This window comes from Tistrella mobilis KA081020-065, from assembly GCF_000264455.2.
In the GTDB taxonomy this organism is placed as follows: Bacteria; Pseudomonadota; Alphaproteobacteria; order Tistrellales; family Tistrellaceae; genus Tistrella; species Tistrella mobilis.
Genome location: NC_017956.1, coordinates 216,375 through 241,280 on the forward strand (window position 1 = coordinate 216,375; position 24,906 = coordinate 241,280).

Sequence of the window (24,906 nt, forward strand, 5' to 3'; positions counted from 1 at the left end):
TTCCGATGCCGATCACGCCCGAGACCACCGTCACCCGCAATGACGATCTGATGATCGCCGAAATCGACGGCGAGGTTGTGCTGATGCATGTCGACAAGGGCAATTATTACGGCCTGGACCAGATCGGCTCCGACATCTGGGAGCGGATGGCCGGGCCGGTCTCGGTGGCCGATCTTCATGCCGCCCTGGTCGCCGATTACGAGGGCGATGCCGAAGAGATCCGTGCCGATCTGATGGAGCTTCTGGAGCGGATGGCCGAGCACGATCTGGTGCGCGTCGCCGCCTGAGTGGTCTCAGTCCGCCCCGCCGCGGGCGCAACTTCGCCTGGACGCAGACGACCGCTGCGTGGGATGGTTTGACGGCGTGGCCATGATGCATGGCCTCTCTCATCCCATCCGCCAGGCAGTGCCTCATGTCCGAAACCATGCCCGCCCCCGACCTCAGTTTCGAGATGCCGCCGGCGCTTGCAGCCCAAGGCTTCGCCGTCCGGCCGCGCACGCCCCAGGACACCGACTTCCTGCGCGAGCTGTACATCTCGTTCCGTTGGGCGGAACTCGAGGCCGCCGGCTGGCCCGAGGCCACGCGGCGCAGTTTCCTGGCCGATCAGTTCCGGCTGCAGGACAACCACTACACCACCCATTACACCACCACCGCCTTCCTGATCATCACGAAGGACGGTGCGCCGGTCGGCCGGTTGTATATCGACCGGGGGGGCGCGCCCGAGATCCGGCTGGTGGACATCATCCTGGTGCCGGCCCTCACCGGCCAGGGCATCGGCTCCGCCATCATCCGCGTGCTGCTGGACGAAGCCGCGCGCACCGGCCGCTATATCGGGCTGCACGTGGAAAGCTACAACCCGGCCCGGCGGCTGTATCAGCGGCTCGGCTTCGTCGATCGCCGGCTGGAAGGCCCCTATTTCTATATGAGCTGGGGGGATTATCCCACCGATGCCGAGACGGTCGCCGGAGAGAGGGCTCAGCTGAACACGATCTGATACCGCACCGTCCCGTCGGGATTGCGGCCGATCGGCACCATGAACAGGCGCATCTGGCCCATGGTTTCGTGCGACAGCAGAACCTCCTGACCGTCGATGGCGATATCCGTCCGGCTGCCGTCCAGAAACAGGCTGAACCGTTCCCGAGCGAAGCTCGGCAACGGAGGCTTACGGGTCACGCTTTTAAGCGTGAGTCGTTCGATCAGAACCCCTGCTTCGCCCGAGGGGATGTCGAAGGGGTGGGCGGCAGCGGCTTCGAATTCGTCGGCGGTAAGATCCATGAGGGATCGCATGATTGTTCCTTCATGTGCGCTTTTTGGGCTGTTTTATCGACAATTCGTCAGATATTATCGCCCAGGTGTAGTATAGTACACGATGCGGCGTCCGGAAGCCGTTCTTGTTGGCTTACCGGTTGCGCTTCTGGTTCTCTCATGTAGTGATGCAAGCGTACGGGGTGCCCTATGGAAGAAAATCGTAGCGAATTCTGCCGTGTTAGTGGCACGCCCGCTGATGCGGAGAGTGTGTGCGCAACTTGGCGGAAGCCTGTTTTGGTTGTCGAAGGGACGGGGACGATCACTTTGGGTAATTTCTATGTGACAAATACTGACGGTGATTATAGTAACTCCTGAGGCTCATGCCCTTTTGGAGGCGTAAAGAACATTTGAACGGCGTTGCATTTACTTCGAGGCTCGCGCTCTCTGGAGCGCGGGCGTTTTTCTATGTTTGCGAATAAGACGCAATGCGAGCCCATTTAATATTTTGTGGGCACTTAATTTGTTTGCGTCTGTTAGTTGAGCGTTCTTTAATCTATCGGTGTGGCAGCCGGTTGCATGCAAAAGCGACACGCCCTGGTGTCTGCTGGGGGTTCGAAGGTTGCATTCATTCTACGGCCCACAATGTTTGTTTGATCCCCGCGAGGATGACGGACGATGGATCCTTTCATTGGAGAAATCCGCATCTTTCCGTTCGGTTTTGCGCCGACCGGTTGGTTGCCCTGTGAAGGCCAGGAACTGCAGGTAAGCCAGAATCAGGCGCTTGCCGCTCTGCTCGGAAACACCTATGGCGGCAACTGGCCAACCACGTTCAAGTTGCCGGATCTGCGCGGTCGCGCTCCTCTGGGGCAGGGCCAGCACAATGGCTTCTCCTACAGCATGGGGAATGCCATCGGCAGCCAGACCGTAACGCTGACGGTCGGCCAACTGCCCCAGCATACCCATACGATGTCCGCCTTGAGCACCGAGGGCACGCTGCCCCTGCCGACGACGTCCACGGGCATCACCACACTGCTCGCCAACTCACGTGAATCGGGCTCCCAGCCGGATGGGCCTGAGATTTATCTTACGCCGCCTCCGACGGCGACTTTGACGCCGCTCCGTCCCGAGGCGGTGTCCTCCACCGGTGGCGGCCAGGCGCATCCTAACGAGCAGCCCAGTCTCGCGGTGTACTACTGCATCGCGACCACCGGGCTGTGGCCGCCGCGGTCCTGAACCCGACCATCATCTCTGCGGCCGGGCATGCAATCACCGGATCGGTGTGCACAACCGGTTGATAGATCTTCATCGACAGGATGAGACATCATGGACGGATTTCTGGGCGAAATCAGGATGTTCGCCGGCAATTACGCGCCGGAAGACTGGGCGATCTGCAACGGCGCGCTGCTGCCGATCGTGGGTAATGAGGCACTGTACTCGCTGCTCGGCGTCAAGTACGGCGGCGACGCGGTGACCAACTTTGCGTTGCCGGATCTGCGCGGCCGGATGGCGGTGCATGCCGGACAGGGGCCGGGCATGCCGTTTCCGCATCCGCTGGCGCAGCAATTCGGCAGCGAGACGGTGACGCTGACCGAGGCGATGATGCCGGCGCACAGCCATAGCTGGCAGACCTATCCGCAGCCCTCGGCCACCGAGGCGCCCCAGGCGCAGATGCTGGGCACCAATGTGCCGACCAGCACGGCGCCGACTTTTGCTGGTATCTACAGGACCACGGCGCCGACGTCGACCAATGTCGGACCGATGGCGTCTCAAGTGATCGGGTCGACCGGGCTCGGCGGCGCGCATGCCAATATTATGCCGGGGCTGGTGATCAGCTTCATCATTGCCCTGAAGGGCAATTACCCGACCCGTCCGTGAGGAGAAGGCGATCATGGCAGATCCGTTTTACGGTGAAATCCGCGCATTCACGTTCGCCTTCGCGCCGGCAAACTGGGCGTATTGTGCCGGTCAGGAGGTTCAGATCCAGCAGTATCAGGCCCTGGCGGCTGTGATCGGTACCATGTATGGCGGCAATCTCAGTCAGAACAAGATCAACCTGCCCAATCTGCAGGGCCAGGTGGCGGTCGGGTCGGGAACCGGTGTCGGGTTGACGCCACGCACCGTCGCGCAGCAGATCGGGACCGAGACCGTGACCTTGTCGATCTCACAGATCCCGCCCCACACTCACACAGCCCAGGCACTCAACGAAACCGCCACAAGTGATCAGACACTGACCCCGTCAGCCACGGCAATGCTCGGGCGTACCGCGAATGCTGCCCCCTATGCCCAGTATCCAAACCCGCTGCCGTCGCCCTCGCCGGTAGTGATGATGGATGTGCGCAGCCTGACCCAGGTCGGCAGCTATCAGGCGCATGAAAACCGGCAGCCGGCGCTGACGCTGAATTTCTGCATCTGCGTGTATGACGGGTTCTTCCCGGTCCGGCCGTCCTGACCGGGGACGCTTTCAACATCCTCAGGGGCCGGGGGCGGCAGGCCGTCTCCGGCCCCTGATGCGTTGCGGCCGTGACAATCGCCACGTCAGCCGGGCCCTGTGGATCTGCGGTCTTGCCGCGCGATGTCGTCCCGCGACATGTTGAAGAGGCTGCGGCCCCGGTGGCCGCACCTCCGGCATGACCGAATGACGACAAAGAGGGCGAGATCATGTCCGACGCCACCTCCCGATCCGGCCCCGGCGGCGCGAAGCCGAAGGGGGCCCTGGTCTGGGATCTGCCGACCCGCCTGTTCCACTGGCTGCTGGCCGCAGCCGTGATCGGGGCCTGGGCGACGGGTGAGGGGCCGCGCCAGGTTCATGTCTGGTGCGGCTATGCGATCATCGTGCTGATCGTCTTCCGCCTGATCTGGGGGGTGATCGGCGGTCGCCATGCCCGGTTCACCGATTTCGTGCGCGGGCCGAAGGCCGTGGCGCTGCATCTGCGCGAGCTGCGCGATGCGAAGACGGCGCCGCCCGAGGCCGGGCACAATGCCGCCGGCGGCTGGATGGTGCTGCTGCTGCTGGGGTTGATCGGCCTGCAGGTGACGCTAGGCCTGTTCACCGACGACGACATCCTGTTCGTGGGCCCGCTGGGAGAACTGGTGTCCTATGACACCCGCCTGCAGATCACCGCGATCCACACGGTGCTGGGCAATATCCTGCCCTGGGTGATCGGCGTCCATGTCGCGGCGGTGCTGCTCTACTGGATCGCCCGCCGCCAGAACCTGATCCGGCCGATGATCACCGGCTACAAGCCCTGGGTGTCGCCGGTGGAGGTGAAGCCGCTGCCGCCGCGGGCGGGCTCCCTGCCACGCGCCGTCCTTGCCCTTGCGGTCGGGATCGCCGTCGTGGTGGCGATCATGGTCTGGGGCGGCTAGCGGGCCGCCGTAGTCTGCCGACAGCGAAACGGCGACACCTCGGGGTGTCGCCGTTTCTTCTCTGTCAGGTAGATGCGGTTTACTTCCCGCGATAATCGTTGTGGCAGGCGCCGCAAGCCTTGCCGACATCACCGAAGGCGGCCGCAACGGCGTCCATGTCGCCCGACCGGCCGGTATCGGCCAGTTCCTGGGCGGCCTGGCGGAAATTGCTGGCGGCCGCTTCGAAGCCCGCACGATCCGTCCAGATGCTGGCGAGCGCCTTGGTGTCGCCGCTGTCCGATCCGGCCGGGAACAGGGTCGGGATACGTTCGGCATAGGCCACCATCGCCTCGGCCGGGGCGATCACGGCATCGGCCGGGCCGCCGCCCTCGACCGCTGCCTTCACGGTCCCCAGCTGTTTGCGCATGGTCTGGAAGCCGTCCTGGCGTTCCTTGATCACATCGGACTGGGCGTAGGCCACGCCGGCCGCGATGGTGACGGTCAGGGCGCAGGCCGCGCCGATCCTGGTCAACAAGGTCATCTGTCTCGTCCTCGTGGAGGCGTCATCGCCTTCGTGGGCCGGCCGACTGTCTGGTGGCCATGCCGTGAACTACGGTGGTGATCCCGCGACGGATCACGGAACGCACACAGTCTAGCCCGTCGCCGTGACTTTTCCCGTGCGGAAGACCACAAGATCGATCTTTCGCAGCAGGCTGCGGCATTGCGTCGCAGATGATGCCATCAGGTCTAGGCTTTGGCACAGATCAAGGCGGGTTCATGGTGCAAGACCTAGTCTTGCAGCCGCCGGACGGGGTCCGGCAGCCGGGATGCCGTACCCAGGTCCGCAAAGGGGCAGGCATCGACCGGTTGTCTTCACAAAAAGAAGCACCGGCTCGTCCCCCGCAGCCGGTCATGAAGATCGGGAAGGCACATCCTATGTCGCTCTCGTTGCCGCGCCTCAGGAACGCGACCATCGGCCTCAGGCTTGCCGTGATGGTCGGGCTCTCCGCCATCGGCCTTCTGGCGCTTGCGATCATCGGCGCCTTCGACCAGCGCACCCAGATGCTGGAAGATCGCGAAAGGCTGGTCCGCTCCTCGGTGGATGCCGCGGCCGCCATCGTTGCGGCCGAAGTGAAGCACGCCACCCCCGCCACCGCCGATCAGGCCAAGGCTGCGGCGCTGCGGGCGCTGGAGGCCATGCGCTTCAATGATGGTGAATATGTCTGGGGTCAACGATCTGGACTATCGGATGGTGATGCATCCTATCCAGCCGCGGCTGAACGGCCAGGATATGAGCGACTTCAAGGATCCGACCGGCGACCTGATCTTCCACAAGATGGTCGACGCGGCCACCGGGCCGGAAAAGTCGGGGCTGCTGACCTATCACTGGCCGCGCCCGGGCGGAACCGAGCCGGTGGAGAAGCTGTCCTATGTGAAGCTGGTACCGGAATGGGGCTGGGTGATCGGGTCCGGCGTTTACATCGACGATCTGAATGCCGAGCTTCAGGCGGCGATGCTGCGCAATGCCCTGTGGGCGGGGCTGCTGGCGCTGGTTCTGGTGGGGCTGGCTACGCTCAACGCGCGGGGGCTGTCGCGTGAGCTGCGCGGCCTGACCGGTGCCATGGGCCGGCTGGCTGATGGCGACGTGACGGTCGAGATCCGCGGCACCGACCGGCGCAACGAGCTGGGGGAGATGGCGCGGGCGCTGGAGGTTTTCCGCGACAACGCCCGTGAGCGCCAGCGCCTGCAGGCGGAACATGATGCCGATCAGGCCGCCCGCGATGCCCGTGCCGCCCGGATCGAGGCGTTGGTGCGTGATTTCGATCTGGAGATCGCCGAGCTGGTCGACCAGGTCGCCGGGGCCGCCAACGAGCTTGAATCGACCGCGGTCGAAATGACCCGCATCGCCGAACAGACCAATGCCCATGCCGGCTCGGCCTCGGCTGCAACCGAACAGACCTCGACCAATGTCCAGACCGTCGCGGCGGCCACCGACGAACTCACCAGCTCGATCCGCGAGATCGGCCGGCAGGTGACCGAAAGTGCGCGCATCACCGCCCTGGCGGTGCGCGAGGCCGATGCCACCGCCTCTACCGTCCACGGCCTGGCCGAAGCGGCCGACCGGATCGGCCGGGTGGTCGACCTGATCAACGGCATCGCCGCCCAGACCAATATGCTGGCACTGAATGCCACGATCGAGGCGGCGCGGGCCGGTGATGCCGGCAAGGGCTTCGCGGTGGTCGCGGCCGAGGTCAAGAACCTCGCCCGCCAGACCAGCCAGGCGACCGAAGAAATCGCCGCCCAGATCCGCGCCGTTCAGGCTGAGACCGATGCGGCGGTGGATGCCATCGGCGGTATCGGCCGTCGGGTGTCGGAAGTCGATGCCATTGCGACCACCATCGCCTCTGCCGTGGAGCAGCAGGCAGCCGCGGCGACCGAGATCGCCCGCAGCATTTCCGAAGCGGCCAACGGCACCCGCGACGTGGCGGAAACCGTGGTCAAGGTCTCGGCCGAAGCCAGCCGCACCGGTGCCGCCGGCCGCCAGGTGCTCACCGCCGGCGGCAGCCTGGCCCAGCGTGCCGACGTGCTGCGCGGCGACGTTACCCGCTTCATCGAAGAGGTGAAGGTGGCCTGAGGAGGGCCACCCGCCGCCTGCAACGAAGAACGCCCCCGTCACCCGAAGGTGGCGGGGGCGTCTTCGCGCCGGACCGGAGCTTGGATCGGAACAGGACCGGCGAAGGGATGAAAGGCTGTCGATCAGGCGGCGTAGCGGTTGATCGCCAGATCGTGGGTGTCGATATCGGGCCTGTCGCCCGAGATCAGATCGGCCAGCACCCGGCCCGAGCCGCAGGACATCGTCCAGCCCAGCGTGCCATGGCCGGTGTTGAGCCAGAGGTTGCGATATTTCGTGCCGCCGATGATCGGCGTGCCGTCCGGCGTCATCGGGCGCAGGCCGCACCAGAAGCTGGCCGCCGCCACGTCGCCGCCCTCGGGGAAGAGATCCGAGACCGAATGCTCCAGCGCCTTGCGACGACCGTCGCGCAGCGCAAGGTCGAAGCCGGCGAGTTCGGCGGTGCCGCCGACGCGGATCCGGTCGCCCAGCCGGGTGATGGCGATCTTGTAGGTCTCGTCCATCACGGTCGAGACCGGTGCCAGTTGGCTGTTGGTGATCGGCACCGTGATCGAGTAGCCCTTCACCGGATAGATCGGCGCCTTGATGCCGATCTGCTTCAGCAGCAGCGGCGAATAGCTGCCCAGCGCCACCACATAGCGATCGGCGGTCAGCACGCCGCGGCTGGTCGAGACGCCGGTGATCCGGTCGCCTTCGGCTGCAAGCGCCTGGATGCTGGTGTCGTAGAGGAAGGTGACGCCCAGGCGCTCGGCCTCTGCGGCCAGGTTCTGGGTGAAGATGTGGCAGTCGCCGGTCTCGTCGCCCGGCAGGCGCAGCCCGCCCACGAATTTGTCGCGCACGCGGGCGAGGCCCGGCTCGACCCTGATGCAGCCGTCGCGATCCAGCACCTCGAAGGCGACGCCGCTGTCCTTCAGCACCTTCACGTCGCCATCGATGCCGTCCAGCTGCTCCTGCTTGCGGAACAGCTGCAGCGTGCCCATGGTGCGCTCGTCATAGGTGATGCCGATCTCGGCGCGCAGCTCCTTCAGGCAGTCGCGGCTGTATTCGGCGATGCGCACCATGCGGGCCTTGTTGACCGCATAGCGCTCGCTGGTGCAGTTGGCCAGCATCTGCGCCAGCCACGACCACTGATGCATCGACAGCTTGGGCCGGATCTTCAGCGGCCCATGCTCCATGGTCAGCCACTTGATCGCCTTCAGCGGCACGCCCGGCCCGGCCCAGGGGGCCGAATAGCCGGGAGAGACTTCCCCCGCATTGCCGAAGCTCGTCTCCATCGCCGCCGCCGGCTGGCGGTCGACGACGGTGACCTCATGCCCCTTGCGGGCCAGATAATAGGCCGACGCGACACCAAGGACGCCGCTACCGAGGATGATGATCTTCACAGGCTCTGCCCAGTCTTCGAAGGTGGCGGCAGGGGGCCGCCGGGGTGCGTGGGGTGTGGGTGGCGGGACGGCTCGGCGGTGCTCAGCCGTTCAGGTAGCGGCGGTGATAGCGGTTGCCCAGGCTGGTCAGCACCTCGTAACCGATGGTGCCGGCCAGGGCCGCCACGGCATCCGGGGTCTGATCGGGGCCGATCAGCTCGACCAGGCTGCCGGGCTTCACGGCCTCGGGGGGCAGGTCGGTCACGTCGACGGTAATGCTGTCCATCGACACCCGGCCGGCGATCGGGGCCGCCCGGCCGTCGACCAGGACGGCGCCGCGGCCGCTCAGGCTGCGCAGCCAGCCATCGGCATAGCCGACCGAAACGGTGGCGATGCGGGTCGGACGATCGGCACGGAAGCGCCAGGAATAGCCGACATGGGCACCTGCCGGGATCTCGCGGGTCTGCACCACCTTGGCCATCAGCCGGACCACGTTCTTCATCGGGTTGGGCAGATGGGGCTGCGGGTTCAGGCCGTAGAGCGCCGCGCCCGGCCGGGCCAGATCGAACTGGTAATCCGGGCCCAGGAAGATGCCGCTCGAATTGGCGAACGAGGCGGGGGCGTCGGGCAGCAGCGCCTTGCGGCGGCGGAAATTCGCCAGCTGCTCGGCATTGGCCGGATGGTCGGGCTCGTCGGCACAGGCCAGATGGCTCATCACCGCCTCGACGATGATCCCGTCCAGCAGGTCGGGCGTGGCGGCGATGCGGGTGATGTCGGCCTCGGGCAGGCCCATGCGCGACATGCCGCTGTCGATCTGCACGAAGGCCGGCAGCCGCCGGCCCAGCGCCCGGGCGAGACCACCCCAGGCCTCGATCTGCTCCATGGAATTCAGCACCGGTACCAGCCCGGCATGGGCGCAATCGGCTTCCGAGCCCGGCATCGGCCCGTGCAGCACCATGATGGCGCAGTCGTCGGGCAGTGCCTGCTTCAGGGCCAGGCCTTCATCCAGATGGGCGACGAAGAAATGCCGGCAGCCGGCCTCATGAAAGACCGGCGCGATCCGTGCGGCCCCCAGACCATAGGCATCGGCCTTGACCACCGCCGCGCAGGCCCGCCCGCCAAGGCGGCTGCGCAGCGCCAGGTAATTCTCGCGAAGGGCGGCAAGATCGATGGTCAGGAAGGCCCCGGCGCGGGCTGCCGCGGCATCATCCGCGGTGCGGGGGCGTGTCGTCTCCCGGTCGGACAGGGCGGCGCTGACGCTCACATTCATGGCATGCGGCTTTCGATCGGCGGTCGGCTCGGGCGGGGATGGCACTCCACACAGCGTATGAACAAAGATCGTCGATTGTCTTGCCGATCTGCCGCAGAATCATCGAAGATATCGGGGCATACACAATTTTCTGCGAGGGAAACCGCAGATCATGCCGCTGCATCTCGACCCGGTCGACGACCGCATCGTCCGCCTGCTCAGGAAGGACGGCCGCATGAGCAATGCGCGCCTCGCCGAGGCCGTCGGACTGTCGCAATCGGCCTGCCTCAGGCGCCTGAGACTGCTGGAGAAATCCGGGGTGATCCGCGGCTATACCGCGCTCATCGACCTGCCCGCCGACGAGGAACCGACGGTGGTCATCGTCCAGATCACCCTGGAGCGTCAGACCGAAGAGGTGCTGAACCGGTTCGAGATGGCGGTCCGTCGCTGCCCCGAGGTGCGGGAGTGCTATCTGATGACCGGCCTGTCGGACTATCTGCTCCGCGTCGAGACCGAGGATGCGGCCGCCTATGAGCGGGTCCACAAGGAGGTGCTCTCACGCATGCCGGGCGTGGCACGCATCCAGTCGAGCTTTGCGATCCGGACGGTGATCCGCAACCGCCAGCCGGTGTGATGCGGAACCTCGGATGCCGTGACCGCAGCCGGATGGCCGGCCGTCGATCCCATGGCGATGCTCCTGCCATCGACAACGCAGGAGGAGCGACCGATGTCGCAGCTTGATGGAAAGGTGGCGATCGTGACCGGGGCGAGTTCCGGGATCGGTTACGAGGCCGCGAAACTGTTTGCGGCCGAAGGCGCGCGGCTGGTGGTGGTCGCCCGCCGGCGCGAGGAACTCGACCGGCTGGTGGAAGAGGTTGCCGCCCGGGGTGGGGAAGCGGTGGCGGTCGCAGGGGATGTGCGCGATGACGCCGTGGCCCGGGCGGCGGTCGAGGCCGCCGAGGGGCAATTCGGCGGGCTCGACATTGCGTTCAACAATGCGGGTCTGACCGGACTGGCGGTGCCGGTGACCGGGCTCGACGAGGCCGACTGGCGGATGGTGCTGGATGTGAACCTGACCGCGGCCTTCCTGGGCGCGCGGCATCAGATCCCGGCGATGATCGCCCGCGGCGGTGGCTCGTTGATCTTCACGTCGAGCTTTGTGGGGCCCGTCGTCGGCTTTCCGATGATGGGCGCCTATGCGGCGGCCAAGGCGGGGGTGGTCGGCCTAACCCGGGCGATCGCGGCGGAATACGGGCACCAGGGCATCCGCGCCAATGCGCTGCTCCCCGGCGGCACCGACACCCCGATGGGCCGCGGCGCCATGCCGACCCCTGAAGCCCGCGCTCATGTCGAAGGGCTGCATGCCCTGAAGCGTCTGGCGGACCCCGCCGAAATCGCCCGCTCTGCCCTCTATCTGGCAGGCGACATGTCGAGCTTCACCACCGGCACGGCGCTGGTGGTCGATGGCGGGGTCTCGGCGGTGCGCTGAGATCAGTCGTCGAGCGGGATCCAGATTTCGTAACCGCCGTCGCCGGTGGCCCCGTCGAAGCTTTCAGGGTAGCGCTCGAAATCCGGCGCCCGGGCCGGGGTCACGCCATGGGTCGGCAGCCAGTGGTTCCAGATGGTATGGACCAGGTTGCGAACCTCGGAGATGTGCCCCGGCCAGGCGAAGACCAGATAGTTGCGGGCCGGCAGTTCCAGACGGGTCAGTTCTTCCGGCAGGCCGTCGAAGCCGGTGACCTGGGCACCGGCCAGATAGTCGAAGCCGCCTTCGGCATCCCCGGCATGGCACACCCCCAGCGATACGCCGTCCAGCCGCCCGGGCAGTGGCTCGTATTCCATGACCAGTTTCTGCCAGAGGGCCGGGATGGTGCCGATGGTGCTGATGTCGTAGTGGCTGCTGAGGCCGGCGATGCGGAGCGGGCCGGTACGTTCGGTGCGCGGCGGCGGCAGATCGTGGATGATGGTCGGCTGCATGATGGCGGTCTCCGAAAACACATTGTGGACGGGGGAATGGCGCAAGGGGGCGGCGAGGGCGGCCGTGCGGAAGCGGACGGGGGTGACCCCGAACCGGTCCCGGAAGGCCCGGGTAAAGGCGGCGTGGGAGCCGTAGCCGCAGTCGAGTGCCACGGAGAGGATGTCCGGCGCACCAGCCGCCAGCAGGCGGGCGGCTGCGTGCAGGCGTACCTCCCGCAGCCGCCCCGTCACCGTGCCGCCGGTGGCGGCGGCAAAGGCCCGGCAGAGGTGAAAACGCGACACGCCGGCGACCTCGGCCATGCGGTCCAGGTCCAGCGCCTCGCGATAATGGCCGTCGATGAACCAGAGCACCCTGTCCACCGGCGTATCGGCCATGCTTTGCCTCTCCTCGACGTTCTCGACCACATGATGATGGCATGATCGGCCAGGGCCGGTTTGATCGCGCTTGCCGTCATCGCCATTCTTTCCAGAGAAAGCGACTCTTTCCGGAGAAGGCGACCAGGACCATCACGAAGGACAGGTTCAATGACGCCGGCTGACGACCCTTATGATCTCGTGCGCTTCGTGACCGCCCAGGCGCCGGTCTTCGATCAGGCGCTGGCGGAGCTGCGGGCAGGCGCGAAACGCAGCCACTGGATGTGGTTCATCTTCCCGCAGCTGCGCGCCCTTGGCCGCAGCCCCACAGCGCAGCGCTATGGCATCGGCGATGCCGACGAGGCCCGAGCCTATCTTGCTCATCCGGTGCTGGGCCCGCGACTGGTCGGTGCGGTGGAGACGGCGACCGCCGCCCCCGCCGCATCTCTGCACGCGCTTTTCGGCAGCCCGGACGACCTGAAATTCCGGTCCTGCGTCACCCTGTTCGGGGCCGTCTCGGGGCGGCCGGTCTTCCAGACCGCCCTGGACCGCTGGTGTGGCGGGATGCCCGATCCCGCCACACGCGATCTGCTCGCCTGATCCGGTCGCCGGATCCTCAGACCCGGATTCTCAGGCCCTGATGCCGGCCAGGAAGCGGTCGAGCTGGGTCTGCAGGGCGCCTGCCTGACGCGACAGCTCTTCCGATGCGCCGAGCAGCTGGGCGGCGGCGCTGCCGGTGCGCGAGGCCGCTTCGCCGACGCCCGCAATCGCCTCGCTGACCTCACCGGTCCCACGCGAGGCCTGATCGACATTGCGGCCGATTTCGCCGATGGCCGCATTCTGTTCCTCGACCGCCGCGGCGATGGTGGCGGCGATGCCGTCGACCTCGCGGATCGCAGCAGCGATCGCCTGGATGGCGCCGACGGCGTCGCGGGTGACCGCTTGGATGTCAGTGATCTGGGCGGCAATGTCGCCGGTGGCGGTCGCCGTCTGGGTGGCGAGCGATTTCACCTCGTTCGCGACCACGGCGAAGCCGCGGCCGGCATCGCCGGCGCGGGCCGCCTCGATGGTGGCGTTCAGCGCCAGCAGATTGGTCTGTTCCGCGATGTCGGAGATCAGCTTCACCACATTGCCGATCCGCTCGGCCTTCTCGCGCAGGCCCTGGACCACGGCATTGGTGCCCTCGGCCTGGTCCGCGGCCGTGCGGGCCTTGGCGGCACTTTCCTCGATCCGCCGGCCGATCTCGTTGCTCGATGCCGAAAGCTGGCCGGTGGCGGCGGCGACGGTCTGAACATTGGTGGAGGCGGATTCAGCCGAACGCAGCACCTGATGCGCCCGGCGTTCGGTGTCTTCAGCAGTGCCCGAAAGGGCGCGGGCCGAGCTGCGGAGCTGGTCCGCCGAGCCGGAGAGCCCCGTCACCACGCCCTGCACCTGGCTTTCGAAGCTCTGGGCGAGGCTTGCCATCTCGGCCTTCTTGCGCGCCTGGGCGTCGCGCTCGGCGGACTCCTGCCGGGCCCGGAAGTCGGCCGCCTCGATCGCATTGGCCTTGAAGACCGCGACCGCGCCGGCGATGTCGCCGATCTCGTCGCGGCTGGCGACCTTCGGTACCTCGACCGTCAGGTCGCCGCGGGCGAGGGTGAGCATCACCCCGGTCAGCCGGCGCAACGGCCTGAGCGCCGCCACCGACCAGAGGCCGAACAGCAGGCCCACCGCCAGCGCCACTGCACAGGCGATGATCATCAGCTCGCGAAAGCCGCTCGCCTTGGCTGCCGCAATGGCGCCCGCCTCCTGATTCTTGACCTCCTGCAGGTCGATGAAGGCGTTGATCGCCGCCAGCCACTCGGTGAAGGCAGGGCGTGCGCTGGTGATCAGAACCCGGGTTGCGCCGGCGGTGTCGCCCGTCTCGCTCAGCCGGATGATCTGTGCGGCCATGGGCATCGTCCGGGCTTCCACCGCCTTGATCCGGTCGAGCCGGGTGCGGTCTTCCGCCGTCATCTCCACACCGGCGGCGATCATGCCGTCCAGGGCGCGTGCCGCCTCGGCATAAAAGCCTTCCAGCCGGCGGATGTCGGCCACGACCTTGCGACGTTCTGCGGCATCCTGGATCAGGACGAGGTCGCGCAGCGCAATGGCGCGATCATGGACGCTGCCCCGGAAATTGATGGCGTGGCGCTGCTTGACCGAATTGACGGTGTTGATCCGGGTGAGGGTATCGTCGATCGTATCGACCTGAGAAATACCCACGGCCGTGAGCGCCGCCAGCATCATGAGCAGGACGGCAAAGCCCAGGATCTGCCTGACGCGCAGGCTGGTAGCGGTAAGGAACTGCATCGGGCGCCTTGCAACGGAGGTGGACGCGGCAGAAGACGAGACGGCAGGATCACCCGTCCGGTCAAGCCTTCATCGCTGCAACGCTGCGTTCCTCTCCCGGATCTTGTGCCTGATCGAGCGGTCACTTATTTCCGTGGGCTGTGAATGCGAGTGCCGCCAGCCCCGAGGCGCCGGTGAGCACGACAGCCATCGCCAGGGTGGGCGGCAGCGGCAGCGCGGTGACAAGCAGCGTGGCAAGCGCCGCCATGGCCATCTGCAGGAAGCCGAGCAGGGCCGAGGCGAGGCCTGCCCGGCTGCCGAAGGGCTGCAGGGTGATCGCGGTGCCGAGCGGGTTGACCAGACCCATCCCGAACAGGAACACTGAAAGCGCCGCGGTAAAGATCCCGATGTCCGGCGTGCTGCCGCCTGCGGCCAGCGCCAGGCCGCCGGCGAGCGCCAGCACGGCGCCGGCGCGTGCGACACGGCCGGCGCCCAAGGCATGGGCCAGACGCGGCGCAGCGAAGCCGGCGCCGAACACCACGAACACCGTGGCGGCGAAGAACAGCCCCAGCTCCAGCGAGGTGAAGCCCATGCCGGTCATCAGAATGGCGGGGGTGGCGCCGAAGAAGGCATAGAGCCCGCCGAGCACCAGCGAGACGGCGCTGGCCGGCAGGATGAAGCGGCGATCGCGGGCAAGCTCGACATAGGCCCGGGCAATGCCGCCGATGCCGGCAGGGCGGCGGCGATCGGCCGGATGGGTCTCTCCCACCACGGTCAGATGTGCGATGGCGAGCAGGATGCCTGCCGCCCCGACCAGCACGAAGGCCGCCCGCCAGCCGAAGGCCGTGTCGAGGGCACTGCCCAGCAGCGGCGAGAAGCCGGGGGCCGCCGCCATGGCGACCATGGTCAAGGCCAGCGCCCGGGCCAGGGCCTCGCCGTCAAAAAGGTCGCGGGCGATGGCGCGGGAAAGTACCGAGGCGGCACAGACGCCGGCCGCCTGCACGACGCGGCCGATGATCAGGATGTTGAAGTCCGGTGCTGCCCAGCAGATGGCCGAGCCGATCACGAACAGGATCAGCCCGCCCAGCACCAGCGGCCGCCGGCCGAAGCGGTCCGAGGCCGGCCCGACCACCAGCTGGCCGAGGGCGAAGGCCAGGAAGAAGCTGGTGAGGGTGAGCCCCAGAGCCCTTGCCGGGACATCCAGTGCCACAGCCATCGAGGGGAAGGCCGGCAGGATGATGTTGGTCGAGAGCGTGCCCAGCGCGGCCAGCCCGGCGAGCAGGGCAAGCATGCCGCCGGTCAGGCGCCGGGGGGCTGCCGTGGCCGTTTCGGGGATGGCGGTTTCGGCAGCCGACATGACCGGACTCCTGAAGATTATATGTCAGATATCATGATTATGGGCCCGCTCAGGCCGCGCGACCGGCCAGATAGCGGGCCGCCGGCCGATCGTGCGACAGGTTGGGAGCAAGCGTCGCACGGGCGGCATCATAGGCCGCCCAGTCGGCCGCATCGGGCAGGGATGGAATGGTGACCAGCTCACCGGCATCCAGCCCGGCCAGGGCCGCATCGACCATATCGCCGGCCTCCATCACCATATGGGCGGGGAAGTGGTCCAGGCTGCCGCCGGCACGCTCGAAGATCTCGGTGCGGGTGAGGCCGGGCAGTACCGCCTGAAACCGGACGCCGCTGCCCGCCAATTCAGCCGCCAGCGCCCGGGTCAGCTCCAACACGAAAGCCTTGCCGGCGACATAGGGGGCGTTCATCCGCTCCGGGATCAGGGCGACCACCGAGGCAAGATTGATGATCGTGCCCCGTCCACGCCCGGCGAAGACCTGCGCCGCGGTCAGCGTCAGCCGCTGCAGCGCGCCCACGTTCAGGGCGAGCATCGCGTCATAGCCCTGCGGCGGGGTCGCCAGCGCCGGCCCGGCGGGACCCAGCCCCGCCGCATTGACCAGCAGCGACAGAGCGGTATCCGTCTCGATCCGTGCCGCCACGGCGCCCAGCCCTTCGGACGTCGCCAGATCGGCGGCCAGAACCTCGACCGCGACCCCATGAGCTGCGGCAATCCGTTCCGCAGCCGCTTCCAGGCGCGCCCGATCGCGCGCAACCAGGATCAGATCATGCCCGCGTTGCGCCAGCCTCTGGGCGTAAACCGCCCCGATCCCCGAAGAGGCACCGGTGACCAGTGCCGTGCCCTTGCCTGCCGTCATCGTCCTTGTCCCTCCAAGCCGTCCCGTTCGGTGCGGGTTCGGATTATATATGACGATCATCATTAAAAATGGCAAGGACATCCAGGGCGAAATGTTCTGCGCCACCATCGTCACCCAAGCCAGAGGGTGAAGTTATAGCGATGCCAGTCTGCCGGAACATCGCGCAGCGGATCGACGCCATGCGACTGATCGGCATCGACATCGAAAAGGATCGCCCGATTGGGCAAAGGGTCGATGACCCGTTCCCCCCGGGCGGTGAAGACGCGAAAGGTGCCCCCCATGCCGGGGTGCCAGTCATCATTGAAATAAAGCAGCAGACAAAGTCTGCGTTCCGAGGCGCGGTCGTCATGCCGGGTGGAAAAATCATCCCGGCCCATGCGCCGGACCAACAGATCGGCGATCGCCCCGGTGTCGATGCCGGTCAGTGTGCCAAGCCAGTGCCTGAAGTCGGCGCGGCCGGCCAGGAGTTTGAAACCCACGATGGCGAGCATGCCGGGCGCCAGCTCCCGGCCCTTCTTGGGGGCCCGATAGTTTCCGTGACGGAACAGGCGCCGATCCGCCGGGGTGGCATTGAACCGTTCGGCCGAGGTCAGTTCGCCGCTGGCGTCGACCCCATAATGGGTCGTCCAGTCGCAATCCGTCCGCAGACCCTGGGAGATCCGCGCATATCGCTCTGGCAGCAGGACATCGTCCAGTATCAGCATGCGGACCGGGTCCGCTTCGAAATCGGCGCGCAGCTTTGATGTCCGCGTGTCATCGAGGTAGATGGGATTGATCCACTTTTCCAACATCGCTCGGTAAAATTCTCCTGTGAGATGATTTTGTCAGGGGCTGTCGAGCAAGTGCTGCAAGACTGTGATGTGATGCCTGCCCTGTCGGGAAAATATGACGCCTCCGGAGTCCATCGATACTCGTCCATAGGCTATGCTCTGCTGAAGGGAGGCGTAAGGGGGCGTCTTTCAGTGTCGGAATTGGGAGCAGAACATGAGCACGAGCATTGAACAGGTTGGCAAGCAGGGTGAGGCGACGGCCGATGTGACGAGGGCTTCCGTGAAGCGGGTGTGGTCCGCACCACAGTTGCAGTGCGTGGACCTCGACGTGGTCACCCGGGCGCAGGCCGGTATCACTGGCGATGGGATCACCGTCTCCTGATTCTGACGGAGCAGGTGCGGCGATTGCCACCGCCGCACCTGCTGATTTGACGGGAGCGGCCGAGCGCTCCGAAGCAGACACAGCTGTTTAGGGCCTGATCGGCGGCGTCTGTACTCATTGAATTCCGCAATGCGGCCACGCATTCCGCTGATTTGACCCATGCCCGCGCCCCCCTCTATCGTTTCGGGCGATGAGGACGGCGGCCGGTTGCGATACCCCTCCGCCATCCGGCGACGTGGCGGCCGCCGTTCTCGTCTGCAGCCGTGCTGCGATCCCCGCCGCATCCGCTTCCGCCCGCGTTGAGGAATTCCCCGAACCATGGCCCTCGATCCCGAAACTCTGGAACAGCTGGTCGGCACCGTCCGGCGCTTCGTGCGTGAGCGGCTGGTGCCGCTGGAGCAGCAGGTCGCCGATACCGACGAGATCCCGCATGAGGTGGTCGCCGAGATGCGTGAGCTCGGCCTGTTCGGTCTGTCGATCCCGGAGGAGTTCGGCGGGCTCGGGCTGTCGATGTCCGAAGAGGTGAAGGTCGCCTTCGAACTGGGCTGGACCTCGCCCGCCTTCCGGTCACTGCTCGGCACCAATAACGGCATCGGCGCGCAGGGCATCGTGATGGACGGTACGGCCGAGCAGAAGGCGCAGTGGCTGCCCAAGCTCGCCTCGGGCGAGGTGATCGGGTCCTTCTGCCTGACGGAACCCGAAAGCGGCTCGGACGCGGCGAGCCTCAGGACCAGCGCCCGGCGCGACGGCGACAGCTATGTGTTGAACGGCACCAAGCGCTACATCACCAATGCGCCCGAGGCCGGCATCTATACGGTGATGGCGCGGACCGACCCGGAGAAACGCGGGGCCTCGGGCATCTCGGCCTTCATCGTCGAGCGCGGCACCCCCGGCCTGACGGTTGCGAAACCCGACCGCAAGATGGGCCAGCGTGGCGCCCATACCGCCGATGTGATCTTCGAGGATTGCCGCGTGCCGGCCTCGGCGGTGATCGGCGGCGTTGAAGGCGTGGGCTTCAAGACGGCGATGAAGGTGCTGGATCGCGGCCGGCTGCACATCGCCTCGGTCTGTGTCGGCGTGGCCGAGCGCCTGATCCATGACGCGCTCAGCTATGCCATGGACCGCCGCCAGTTCGGCCAGCCGATCGCCGAGTTCCAGCTGATCCAGGCCATGCTGGCTGACAGCCGCACCGAGGCCTATGCCGGGCGCTGCATGGTGGAGGATGCCGCCCGCCGCCGTGATGCCGGCGAAGACGTCAACATGCTGGCCTCGTGCTGCAAGCTCTTCGCGTCCGAGATGGTCGGTCGGGTGGCGGATCGGGCGGTGCAGATCCTGGGCGGTGCCGGCTATATCGCCGATTACGGCGTCGAACGCTTCTATCGCGATGTCCGCCTGTTCCGGCTCTATGAAGGCACCAGCCAGATCCAGCAGATCGTGATCGCCCGCAACATGATCCGCGAGGCGCGTTCATGACCGCCGCTGCGCCTGCTGCGACATCGCGTTTCGAGGATCATGTCGGGGACCCGCATCGCTATCGCCGCCTGCACGAGGTGATGGAGGCGGCCGCCCGCGCCCATCCGGACAAGCCTGCGATCATCCATGACGACGGCCGGATCAGCTTCACCGAACTGATGGCCGAGAGCGAGGCCCTGGCCAGCCGGCTCGACCGCTGGGGCGTGCGGCCGGGGGACCGGCTGCTGGTGGTGTCGGAGAATGCCCCCGCCCTGGTCGGCGCGATCCTGGCCGCCAGCCGCCGCGATGTCTGGGTCATCCCGCTCAATGCCCGGCTGACCGGAGCGGAAGTCGATCGCATCGCCGCCCATTCGGGGGCCCGGCGCATCCTCTATACCAGCGGTGTCTCGCCCGAGGCGGCGGCCCATGGCGCGCGTGCCGGGGCGGAGGAGATCGATCTGGGCGCGCTCGGCCGGGTGATGCTGTCGCCCGAAAACCCTGAGGCGATGCCCGAGCCGGTGGACGAGGGGCCGGGGCAGGTGGCGGCGCTGGTCTATACCACCGGCACCACCGGCAACCCCAAGGGGGTGATGATCACCCATGCCAATCTGATCCTGGTGGCGGATGAATCCGGCCGCGGCCGCCAGATCACCCATCGCGACGTGGTCTATGCCGTGCTGCCGATGTCGCACATCTTCGGCCTGTCGTCGGTGCTGACCGGATCGATGATGCGCGGGGCGACGCTGCGCCTGGCGCCGCGCTTCGACCCCGATGCCGTCTTCCGCGCCCTGGCGGACGAGGGCGTCACCATGTTCCAGGGCGTGCCCGCGATGTATCAGCGCCTGCTGGCGGTGCTGAAATCGCGCGGCCAGACCTCGATCGCGCGGCCGCATCTGCGCTATTGCTCCGCAGGCGGCTCGCCGCTGGATCCGGCGGTGAAGGCGGCAGCAGAGGCGCTGGTCGGGACCTCGCTCCACAACGGCTATGGCCTGACCGAGACGACCTCCGCCGTGTCGCAGACCACGCCGGCCGAGCCCGCCATCGACGACAGCGTCGGCCGGCCGCTGCCGAATATGGCGGTGAAGGTGGTGGACACAGAGGACCGGGAACTGCCCGACGGCCAGGTCGGCCGGCTCTGGATCCACAGCCCCGGGGTGATGAAGGGCTATTACAAGGCGCCGGAATTGACGGCCGAGGTGATGAAGCCGGGCGGCTGGTTCGACACCGGTGATCTGGCACGCCTGGAGGGTGGCCGGATCTTCATCGCCGGCCGGGCCAAGGAGCTGATCATCCGGTCGGGCTTCAACGTCTATCCGCCCGAAGTGGAGGGGGTGCTCAACGCTCATCCCGATGTGGCGCAGTCGGCCGTGGTCGGCCGGACGGTTCCGGGCAATGAAGAGGTGGTGGCCTTCGTCCAGCCGGTGCCGGGGCGGGTGCTGACCCGCGAGGCGCTTGCCGGCTGGGTGGCGGAACGGCTGGCGCCCTATAAGCGGCCGGCCGAATTCGTGATCATGGATGCCTTCCCTGCGACCGCCACCGGCAAGGTGCTGAAGGCGCAGCTGAAGGATATGGCCGCGCAGGGTTGATGGTCGGGTTGATGGCGGGGATCAACCCCCATCATCAACCCCCCATCATCAACCCTACCTCTGCGCCGGGCATCACCCCGCCGCCCGCCTTTGCCCGGCGGCGCGGCGGGTTTCCAGCCACAGGCAGGCACTGACGATGATCGCCGCCCCCAGGATCGATGCCAGGCCCGGCGTCGTCCGCCAGATCGCCCAGTCATAGAGCACGGCCCAGGCGAAGGCGGTGTATTCCAGCGGGGCAACCCGCTGCACTTCGACCCGGGCCAGGGCCCAGGAAATCAGCGCGATTCCGCTGACGCTCAACCCGGCCACCACCAGATAGCCGGCAAGCTGGGCGGCCGAGACCGGCGTCCAGTCGATCAGCGCCACCGGGATCGCAACCGTGCCCGCCACCAGGTTGGCGCTCAGAGCCAGCGCTCCGATCCCCTCCGACGGCGCCAGCTTGCGGGTGGTCACGATGACGCCGGCATAGCCCACCGTTCCGATCAGGGCCGCCACATAGCCCGTCAGCGGACCATGGCCCTGACCGTCCTGGATCATCAACCCCGGCGACGCCACCACCAGCACGCCCAGAAAGCCGGCCGAAAGGGCGATGCCCGCCCCCTTGCCCGGCCGTTCGCCCATCAGCGCCCAGGCGAGCAGCACGGTGACGATCGGGGCGGTGAACAGGATGGCATAGGCCTCTGCCAGTGGCAGCAGGGTGAAGGCGGTGAAGAAGCCGAAGCCTGCGATCGCGAGCAGCACCCCGCGCAGCAGATGGGCCCCGGGCCGTGCCAGCCGCCAGGTGCTCCGCTCGGGCCTGAGCAGCCACCAGAGCCCGACCCAGGGCAGAGAGGCCGCGGATTTGAGCAGCACGATCTGGCCGATGCCATGGTCGCCGCCCAGCAGCTTCACCACGACATCCATGGTCGAGAGCAGGCAGACCGCCAGCAGCATCGCGCCGACCGGCCGGGCCCCGGCGGTTTCCGCCCGGTCAGACGCGCTCATGCGCCGGATCCGAGCGGCAGATCGTAGCGGTATTCGACCGAACGGCTCAGATCGTGAAGCGCGCGGGTGAGGGGGCCGCGTGTGAAGCCCTGCGCCTCATAGAAGGCATGGCCTTCTTTGAAGCGGGTGTCGGTCCACAGCATCAGATGGCGACCGCCGGCATCGCGGGCGTGTTCGATCGCCCGCACCAGCATCCGGCGGGCAAGGCCGGACCGCCGGGCCCGTGGCGAGACATAGAGCTTGAACAGCTCGAAATGGCCCGCGGGCTCCCGCTCTGCCGCCATCACGGCACAACTGGCCAGGATCGTGTCCGCCGTCGCCGGGGCTGCGGGATCGCTGCCTGCAACCGCCACCCAGGCGGCGCCGCCACGGGCGCCGACATGGCTGGCATAGTGGCGCAGCTCCGGCAGTTCGGCGTCGACATCCAGGATGCAGCCCGGATAGGCGGACCAGCAGAGATCGATCAGCGCGATCAGCCCGTCTGCATCGGCGTCGACGAGTGGCCGGATGACCGGCACCGGCAGCGGGCTGACGAGCGGTGTCTGAGCGGGGGCGGCGTCGGGCATGGGGGCGCGTATCCGGCGATGGCGGGGGACGTCTGAAGCCTCGCCCATCTGCGGTCGCGGGTCCATCCAGGATTTCTGGGGGTGAGGGGCAGTGCCGCTGAACCACAGCCGGACCGTCATCCGCGCGTCACGGTTGGTGTGATAGAGCGGGCACATGACATCGACGGAGGGCGACATGGCCGGACGCGGCATCTTCAGATCCCTGCGCCTGCGCATCCTGGTGCTGGGCGGCGGTATCCTGATCGTCGGCTTCGGGCTGGCGACCGCCTATGTGCTGCATACCCAGGAAGAGGCGGCCAGGCTTGCGGCCGACCGGATTCTGGCGGAAACCGCAGCCGGCCAGGCGGCGGTGGTGGCCGAAGAGATCGGACGTGCGGTTGCGCTGGCCGAGACCATGGCGGCCGGGCAGACCGGTATGCTGGCGGCGGGCACCACCGATCGTGCGGTCCTGGCGGCGGCACTGCACGGGGTGATCGCGGCCGAAGCGGGGGTGGTCGGCGGCGGCCTGGGCTGGCAGCCCGGCCTGCCCGACGGCCGGGGTGCCGATTTCCGCAACACCGAACTCGGCGATGCCGATGGCCGGTTCGTGCCCTACATGTCGCGCACCGCCGATGGCGGCGTGGTGACCGAGCCGCTGATCATGGATGCGGCGGCCGATGCCTGGTATGGGGCGCCGATGCGCGCCGGCCGCAGCCTGGTGACCGAACCCTATCTCTACCCCGTCGCGGGCCGGGACGTGCTGATGACCACCGCTGCCGCCCCGATCCTGCGGGCGGGCAAGCCGGTGGGTGTCGCCACCGTCGATCTGGGCCTGGATGACCTTCAGCGCCGGATCGGATCGGCCCGTCCCTTCGGCAGCGGCCAGGTGGCGGTTTTGTCCGCCGACGGGCTCTGGGTGGTGCATCCCGATGACGCGCGGCGCGGCAGGCCGGCGACGGCCCCGGCGATCGCCGGCATCCTGAAGGCGGCGGCCCGCCGCCCCGTGGAGCAGGCGGTCGACGGTGCCGATGTGGCCGGCCCCGCCGGTCCGGTCCTGGTTCGGGCGCTGCCGGTGGATCTGGGCCATGGCGCGGCGAAATGGACGGTGCTGGTCACGGTGCCCGAAGCGGCGGTGTTCGCCGAAGCCCGCGCCGTCGAGCGGCGGCTGTCGATCGGGCTGGTGGTGATCGCCCTCGGCGCCGGGCTCGCCCTGTTCTGGATGGGCCATGCCATCGCCGCACCGATCCGCCGGCTGACCGGCACCATGCATCAGCTGGCCGAGGGCGATCGCGCGGTCGAGGTACCGGCAACCGTCCGGGCCGACGAGATCGGCGCCATGGCCCGCACCGTGGTCGTGTTCCGCGACGGTCTGGCCCGGGCCGACGAACTGGCCCACGAAGCCGAACGCCGGCGCGAGGCCCATGAGGCGGAGCTTGCGGCCGAGCGCCGGCGCATCGCCGATGCCTTCGAACGGGAGGCCGGACGGATGCTGCAGGAGCTGATCGCGGCGGCGGCACGGATGCGCGACACCTCGGCCGAGATGGGCCAGATGTCGGCGACCTCGATCGATGGCGCGCGGGCGGTGGATACCGAATCTCGGGCCGCCGCCGCCAATGTCCAGACCGTCTCTGCCGCGGCGGAAGAATTGTCGGCCTCAATCGGCGAGATCGGCTCTCAGGTCGGCCGTGCCCGTGGTGCCGCGGATCGGGCGGTCGAAGAGGCGGGCAGTGCCGACAGCCAGGCGAAGCGGCTGGCCGAAACCGGGCGGGTGATCGGCCAGGTGGTGTCGCTGATCGGCGACATCGCCGGCCAGACCAATCTTCTGGCCCTGAATGCCACCATCGAGGCGGCGCGGGCCGGCGAGGCCGGCAAGGGCTTCGCGGTGGTGGCAGCCGAGGTGAAGGCGTTGGCCGACCAGACCGCGCGGGCGACCGCCGACATCTCGGGCCGCCTGGGAGAGATCCAGGGCGCTGCCGCCGATATGGGCACGGCGATCGACCGGGTGACGGTCAGCATCCGCGAGATGCACGAGATTGCGCTCACCATCGCCTCGGCGATCGACGAGCAGGGGGCCGCCACTGCGGAAATCGCCCGCAATGTTCAGGAAGCGGCCACCGCCACCGATCGGGTGTCGGTGCGCGCGGCCGAGGTGGGGCAGGCCTCGGACCGGACCGGAGATGCCGCCGATGCGGTGCTGGCCGGCACCGAGGAGCTGACGGCCACCATCACCCGGCTCAACCAGGTGGTGCGCGAGATCCTGGCGCGGATCCGCGCCGGCTGATCGGCAACCCCCGGCAGATCGTTCTTGACGGGAAGGTGCGCCATCGCGCAGGCTTCCCCGCATCGGTTCATCACGCGCAGGAGAGGAGGGCAGTCATGATCACCGGCATCTGCACGCATGCCCGCCGCTTCTCGTCTGTCCGTGGCCGCTGCCTGGTATCGGTATCGATTGCGCGAATTTCCCGCCCGGTCTCTGCGGAGGCCGGGACCGGCGCCGTCAT

26 protein-coding genes are annotated in these 24,906 nt (G+C 67.5%); 14 read left to right on the forward strand and 12 right to left on the reverse strand.

All coding sequences use genetic code 11. The annotated features are described in order from the left end of the window. The first annotated feature begins 5 nt into the window (after positions 1-5). Together TMO_RS01065 and TMO_RS01070 are read left to right on the forward strand one after the other, a co-directional pair. A complete protein-coding gene (locus tag TMO_RS01065; protein WP_014743725.1) occupies positions 6-287 on the forward strand; it encodes a PqqD family peptide modification chaperone in 282 nt (93 codons plus the stop codon). A 125-nt stretch (positions 288-412) separates the two neighbouring features. After that, the gene (locus TMO_RS01070; protein ID WP_014743726.1) at positions 413-994 is read left to right on the forward strand and encodes a GNAT family N-acetyltransferase; all 582 of its coding nucleotides are present in this window, start codon (positions 413-415) and stop codon (positions 992-994) included. Here the strand turns inward: TMO_RS01070 and TMO_RS01075 are convergent. After that, a complete protein-coding gene (locus TMO_RS01075; RefSeq protein WP_041604772.1) occupies positions 976-1,275 on the reverse strand; it encodes a DUF6916 family protein in 300 nt (99 codons plus the stop codon). The genes TMO_RS01070 and TMO_RS01075 overlap by 19 nt on opposite strands. 648 nt (positions 1,276-1,923) lie before the next feature. Here TMO_RS01075 and TMO_RS01080 point away from each other — a divergent pair. The 4 genes from TMO_RS01080 (at position 1,924) to TMO_RS01095 (ending at position 4,614) form a co-directional block, all read left to right on the forward strand. Beyond that, positions 1,924-2,481 (forward strand): phage tail protein, encoded by a 558-nt coding sequence (locus tag TMO_RS01080; protein ID WP_014743728.1) that lies wholly within the window; start codon positions 1,924-1,926, stop codon positions 2,479-2,481. A gap of 90 nt (positions 2,482-2,571) precedes the next feature. Continuing rightward, complete coding sequence (locus TMO_RS01085; RefSeq protein WP_014743729.1) at positions 2,572-3,123, forward strand: phage tail protein; 552 nt, start codon at positions 2,572-2,574, stop codon at positions 3,121-3,123. Positions 3,124-3,136: 13 nt separating this feature from the next. Continuing rightward, complete coding sequence (locus TMO_RS01090) at positions 3,137-3,697, forward strand: phage tail protein (RefSeq protein WP_014743730.1); 561 nt, start codon at positions 3,137-3,139, stop codon at positions 3,695-3,697. A 209-nt stretch (positions 3,698-3,906) separates the two neighbouring features. Next, positions 3,907-4,614: a cytochrome b/b6 domain-containing protein gene (locus TMO_RS01095; RefSeq protein ID WP_014743731.1), complete on the forward strand. Its 708-nt coding sequence runs from the start codon at positions 3,907-3,909 to the stop codon at positions 4,612-4,614. 79 nt (positions 4,615-4,693) lie between these two features. On the opposite strand, the gene TMO_RS01100 is transcribed toward TMO_RS01095, so the two are convergent. Together TMO_RS01100 and TMO_RS31130 are read right to left on the reverse strand one after the other, a co-directional pair. After that, complete coding sequence (locus TMO_RS01100) at positions 4,694-5,134, reverse strand: c-type cytochrome (protein ID WP_014743732.1); 441 nt, start codon at positions 5,132-5,134, stop codon at positions 4,694-4,696. 332 nt (positions 5,135-5,466) lie between these two features. Then, positions 5,467-5,826, reverse strand: a complete 360-nt coding sequence (locus tag TMO_RS31130; RefSeq protein WP_145978045.1) for a hypothetical protein — start codon at positions 5,824-5,826, stop codon at positions 5,467-5,469. Between TMO_RS31130 and TMO_RS01105 the strand changes: the two genes are divergently transcribed. Continuing rightward, positions 5,813-7,228, forward strand: a complete 1,416-nt coding sequence (locus TMO_RS01105; protein WP_228382249.1) for a methyl-accepting chemotaxis protein — start codon at positions 5,813-5,815, stop codon at positions 7,226-7,228. The two genes, TMO_RS31130 and TMO_RS01105, sit on opposite strands and share 14 nt — an antisense overlap. Before the next feature lie 122 nt (positions 7,229-7,350). On the opposite strand, the gene TMO_RS01110 is transcribed toward TMO_RS01105, so the two are convergent. Continuing rightward, positions 7,351-8,607 carry a D-amino acid dehydrogenase gene (locus TMO_RS01110; protein ID WP_014743734.1) on the reverse strand — a complete coding sequence of 419 codons (1,257 nt, stop codon included), beginning with the start codon at positions 8,605-8,607 and terminating at the stop codon, positions 7,351-7,353. 82 nt (positions 8,608-8,689) lie between these two features. Further along, positions 8,690-9,856 (reverse strand): alanine racemase, encoded by a 1,167-nt coding sequence (gene alr, locus TMO_RS01115; protein ID WP_014743735.1) that lies wholly within the window; start codon positions 9,854-9,856, stop codon positions 8,690-8,692. Between the two features lie 151 nt (positions 9,857-10,007). Between alr and TMO_RS01120 the strand changes: the two genes are divergently transcribed. Next, the gene (locus TMO_RS01120) at positions 10,008-10,469 is read left to right on the forward strand and encodes an Lrp/AsnC family transcriptional regulator (RefSeq protein WP_014743736.1); all 462 of its coding nucleotides are present in this window, start codon (positions 10,008-10,010) and stop codon (positions 10,467-10,469) included. A gap of 93 nt (positions 10,470-10,562) precedes the next feature. Next, a complete protein-coding gene (locus tag TMO_RS01125; protein ID WP_014743737.1) occupies positions 10,563-11,324 on the forward strand; it encodes an SDR family oxidoreductase in 762 nt (253 codons plus the stop codon). 2 nt (positions 11,325-11,326) lie between these two features. Here the strand turns inward: TMO_RS01125 and TMO_RS01130 are convergent, their stop codons facing one another. Then, positions 11,327-12,187, reverse strand: a complete 861-nt coding sequence (locus TMO_RS01130) for an AraC family transcriptional regulator (protein ID WP_014743738.1) — start codon at positions 12,185-12,187, stop codon at positions 11,327-11,329. A gap of 150 nt (positions 12,188-12,337) precedes the next feature. On the opposite strand from TMO_RS01130, the gene TMO_RS01135 reads away from it, so the two are divergent. Continuing rightward, a complete protein-coding gene (locus TMO_RS01135; protein ID WP_014743739.1) occupies positions 12,338-12,766 on the forward strand; it encodes a DUF1810 domain-containing protein in 429 nt (142 codons plus the stop codon). A gap of 30 nt (positions 12,767-12,796) precedes the next feature. Here TMO_RS01135 and TMO_RS01140 read toward each other — a convergent pair whose 3' ends face one another. The 4 genes from TMO_RS01140 to TMO_RS28925 all read right to left on the reverse strand — a co-directional run bounded on the left by TMO_RS01140 (position 12,797) and on the right by TMO_RS28925 (position 17,477). Beyond that, entirely contained in the window at positions 12,797-14,497 is a 1,701-nt protein-coding gene (locus tag TMO_RS01140; RefSeq protein WP_014743740.1) for a methyl-accepting chemotaxis protein, read from the reverse strand. Positions 14,498-14,618: 121 nt separating this feature from the next. Beyond that, positions 14,619-15,833, reverse strand: a complete 1,215-nt coding sequence (locus TMO_RS01145; RefSeq protein WP_014743741.1) for a multidrug effflux MFS transporter — start codon at positions 15,831-15,833, stop codon at positions 14,619-14,621. Positions 15,834-15,882: 49 nt separating this feature from the next. Then, a complete protein-coding gene (locus TMO_RS01150; RefSeq protein ID WP_014743742.1) occupies positions 15,883-16,686 on the reverse strand; it encodes an SDR family NAD(P)-dependent oxidoreductase in 804 nt (267 codons plus the stop codon). 110 nt (positions 16,687-16,796) lie between these two features. After that, complete coding sequence (locus TMO_RS28925) at positions 16,797-17,477, reverse strand: 2OG-Fe(II) oxygenase family protein (RefSeq protein WP_014743743.1); 681 nt, start codon at positions 17,475-17,477, stop codon at positions 16,797-16,799. Between the two features lie 193 nt (positions 17,478-17,670). On the opposite strand from TMO_RS28925, the gene TMO_RS31495 reads away from it, so the two are divergent. From TMO_RS31495 to TMO_RS01165, 3 genes are all read left to right on the forward strand, one after another. Then, on the forward strand, positions 17,671-17,838 hold the full coding sequence (locus tag TMO_RS31495; protein WP_187297800.1) for a hypothetical protein: 168 nt from the start codon (positions 17,671-17,673) through the stop codon (positions 17,836-17,838). A gap of 318 nt (positions 17,839-18,156) precedes the next feature. After that, the gene (locus TMO_RS01160; RefSeq protein ID WP_014743744.1) at positions 18,157-19,311 is read left to right on the forward strand and encodes an acyl-CoA dehydrogenase family protein; all 1,155 of its coding nucleotides are present in this window, start codon (positions 18,157-18,159) and stop codon (positions 19,309-19,311) included. After that, positions 19,308-20,876, forward strand: coding sequence for a class I adenylate-forming enzyme family protein (locus TMO_RS01165; RefSeq protein ID WP_014743745.1), 1,569 nt, complete (start codon positions 19,308-19,310; stop codon positions 20,874-20,876). Before TMO_RS01160 ends, TMO_RS01165 begins: the two co-directional genes overlap by 4 nt. 72 nt (positions 20,877-20,948) lie before the next feature. Here the strand turns inward: TMO_RS01165 and TMO_RS01170 are convergent, their stop codons facing one another. Both TMO_RS01170 and TMO_RS01175 read right to left on the reverse strand, forming a co-directional pair. Then, complete coding sequence (locus TMO_RS01170) at positions 20,949-21,860, reverse strand: DMT family transporter (protein WP_014743746.1); 912 nt, start codon at positions 21,858-21,860, stop codon at positions 20,949-20,951. After that, positions 21,857-22,426 carry a GNAT family N-acetyltransferase gene (locus TMO_RS01175; RefSeq protein WP_014743747.1) on the reverse strand — a complete coding sequence of 190 codons (570 nt, stop codon included), beginning with the start codon at positions 22,424-22,426 and terminating at the stop codon, positions 21,857-21,859. Before TMO_RS01175 ends, TMO_RS01170 begins: the two co-directional genes overlap by 4 nt. A gap of 175 nt (positions 22,427-22,601) precedes the next feature. Here TMO_RS01175 and TMO_RS01180 point away from each other — a divergent pair, with 175 nt between their 5' ends. Beyond that, positions 22,602-24,686, forward strand: coding sequence for a methyl-accepting chemotaxis protein (locus TMO_RS01180; protein WP_014743748.1), 2,085 nt, complete (start codon positions 22,602-22,604; stop codon positions 24,684-24,686). The last annotated feature ends 220 nt before the right edge of the window (positions 24,687-24,906 follow it).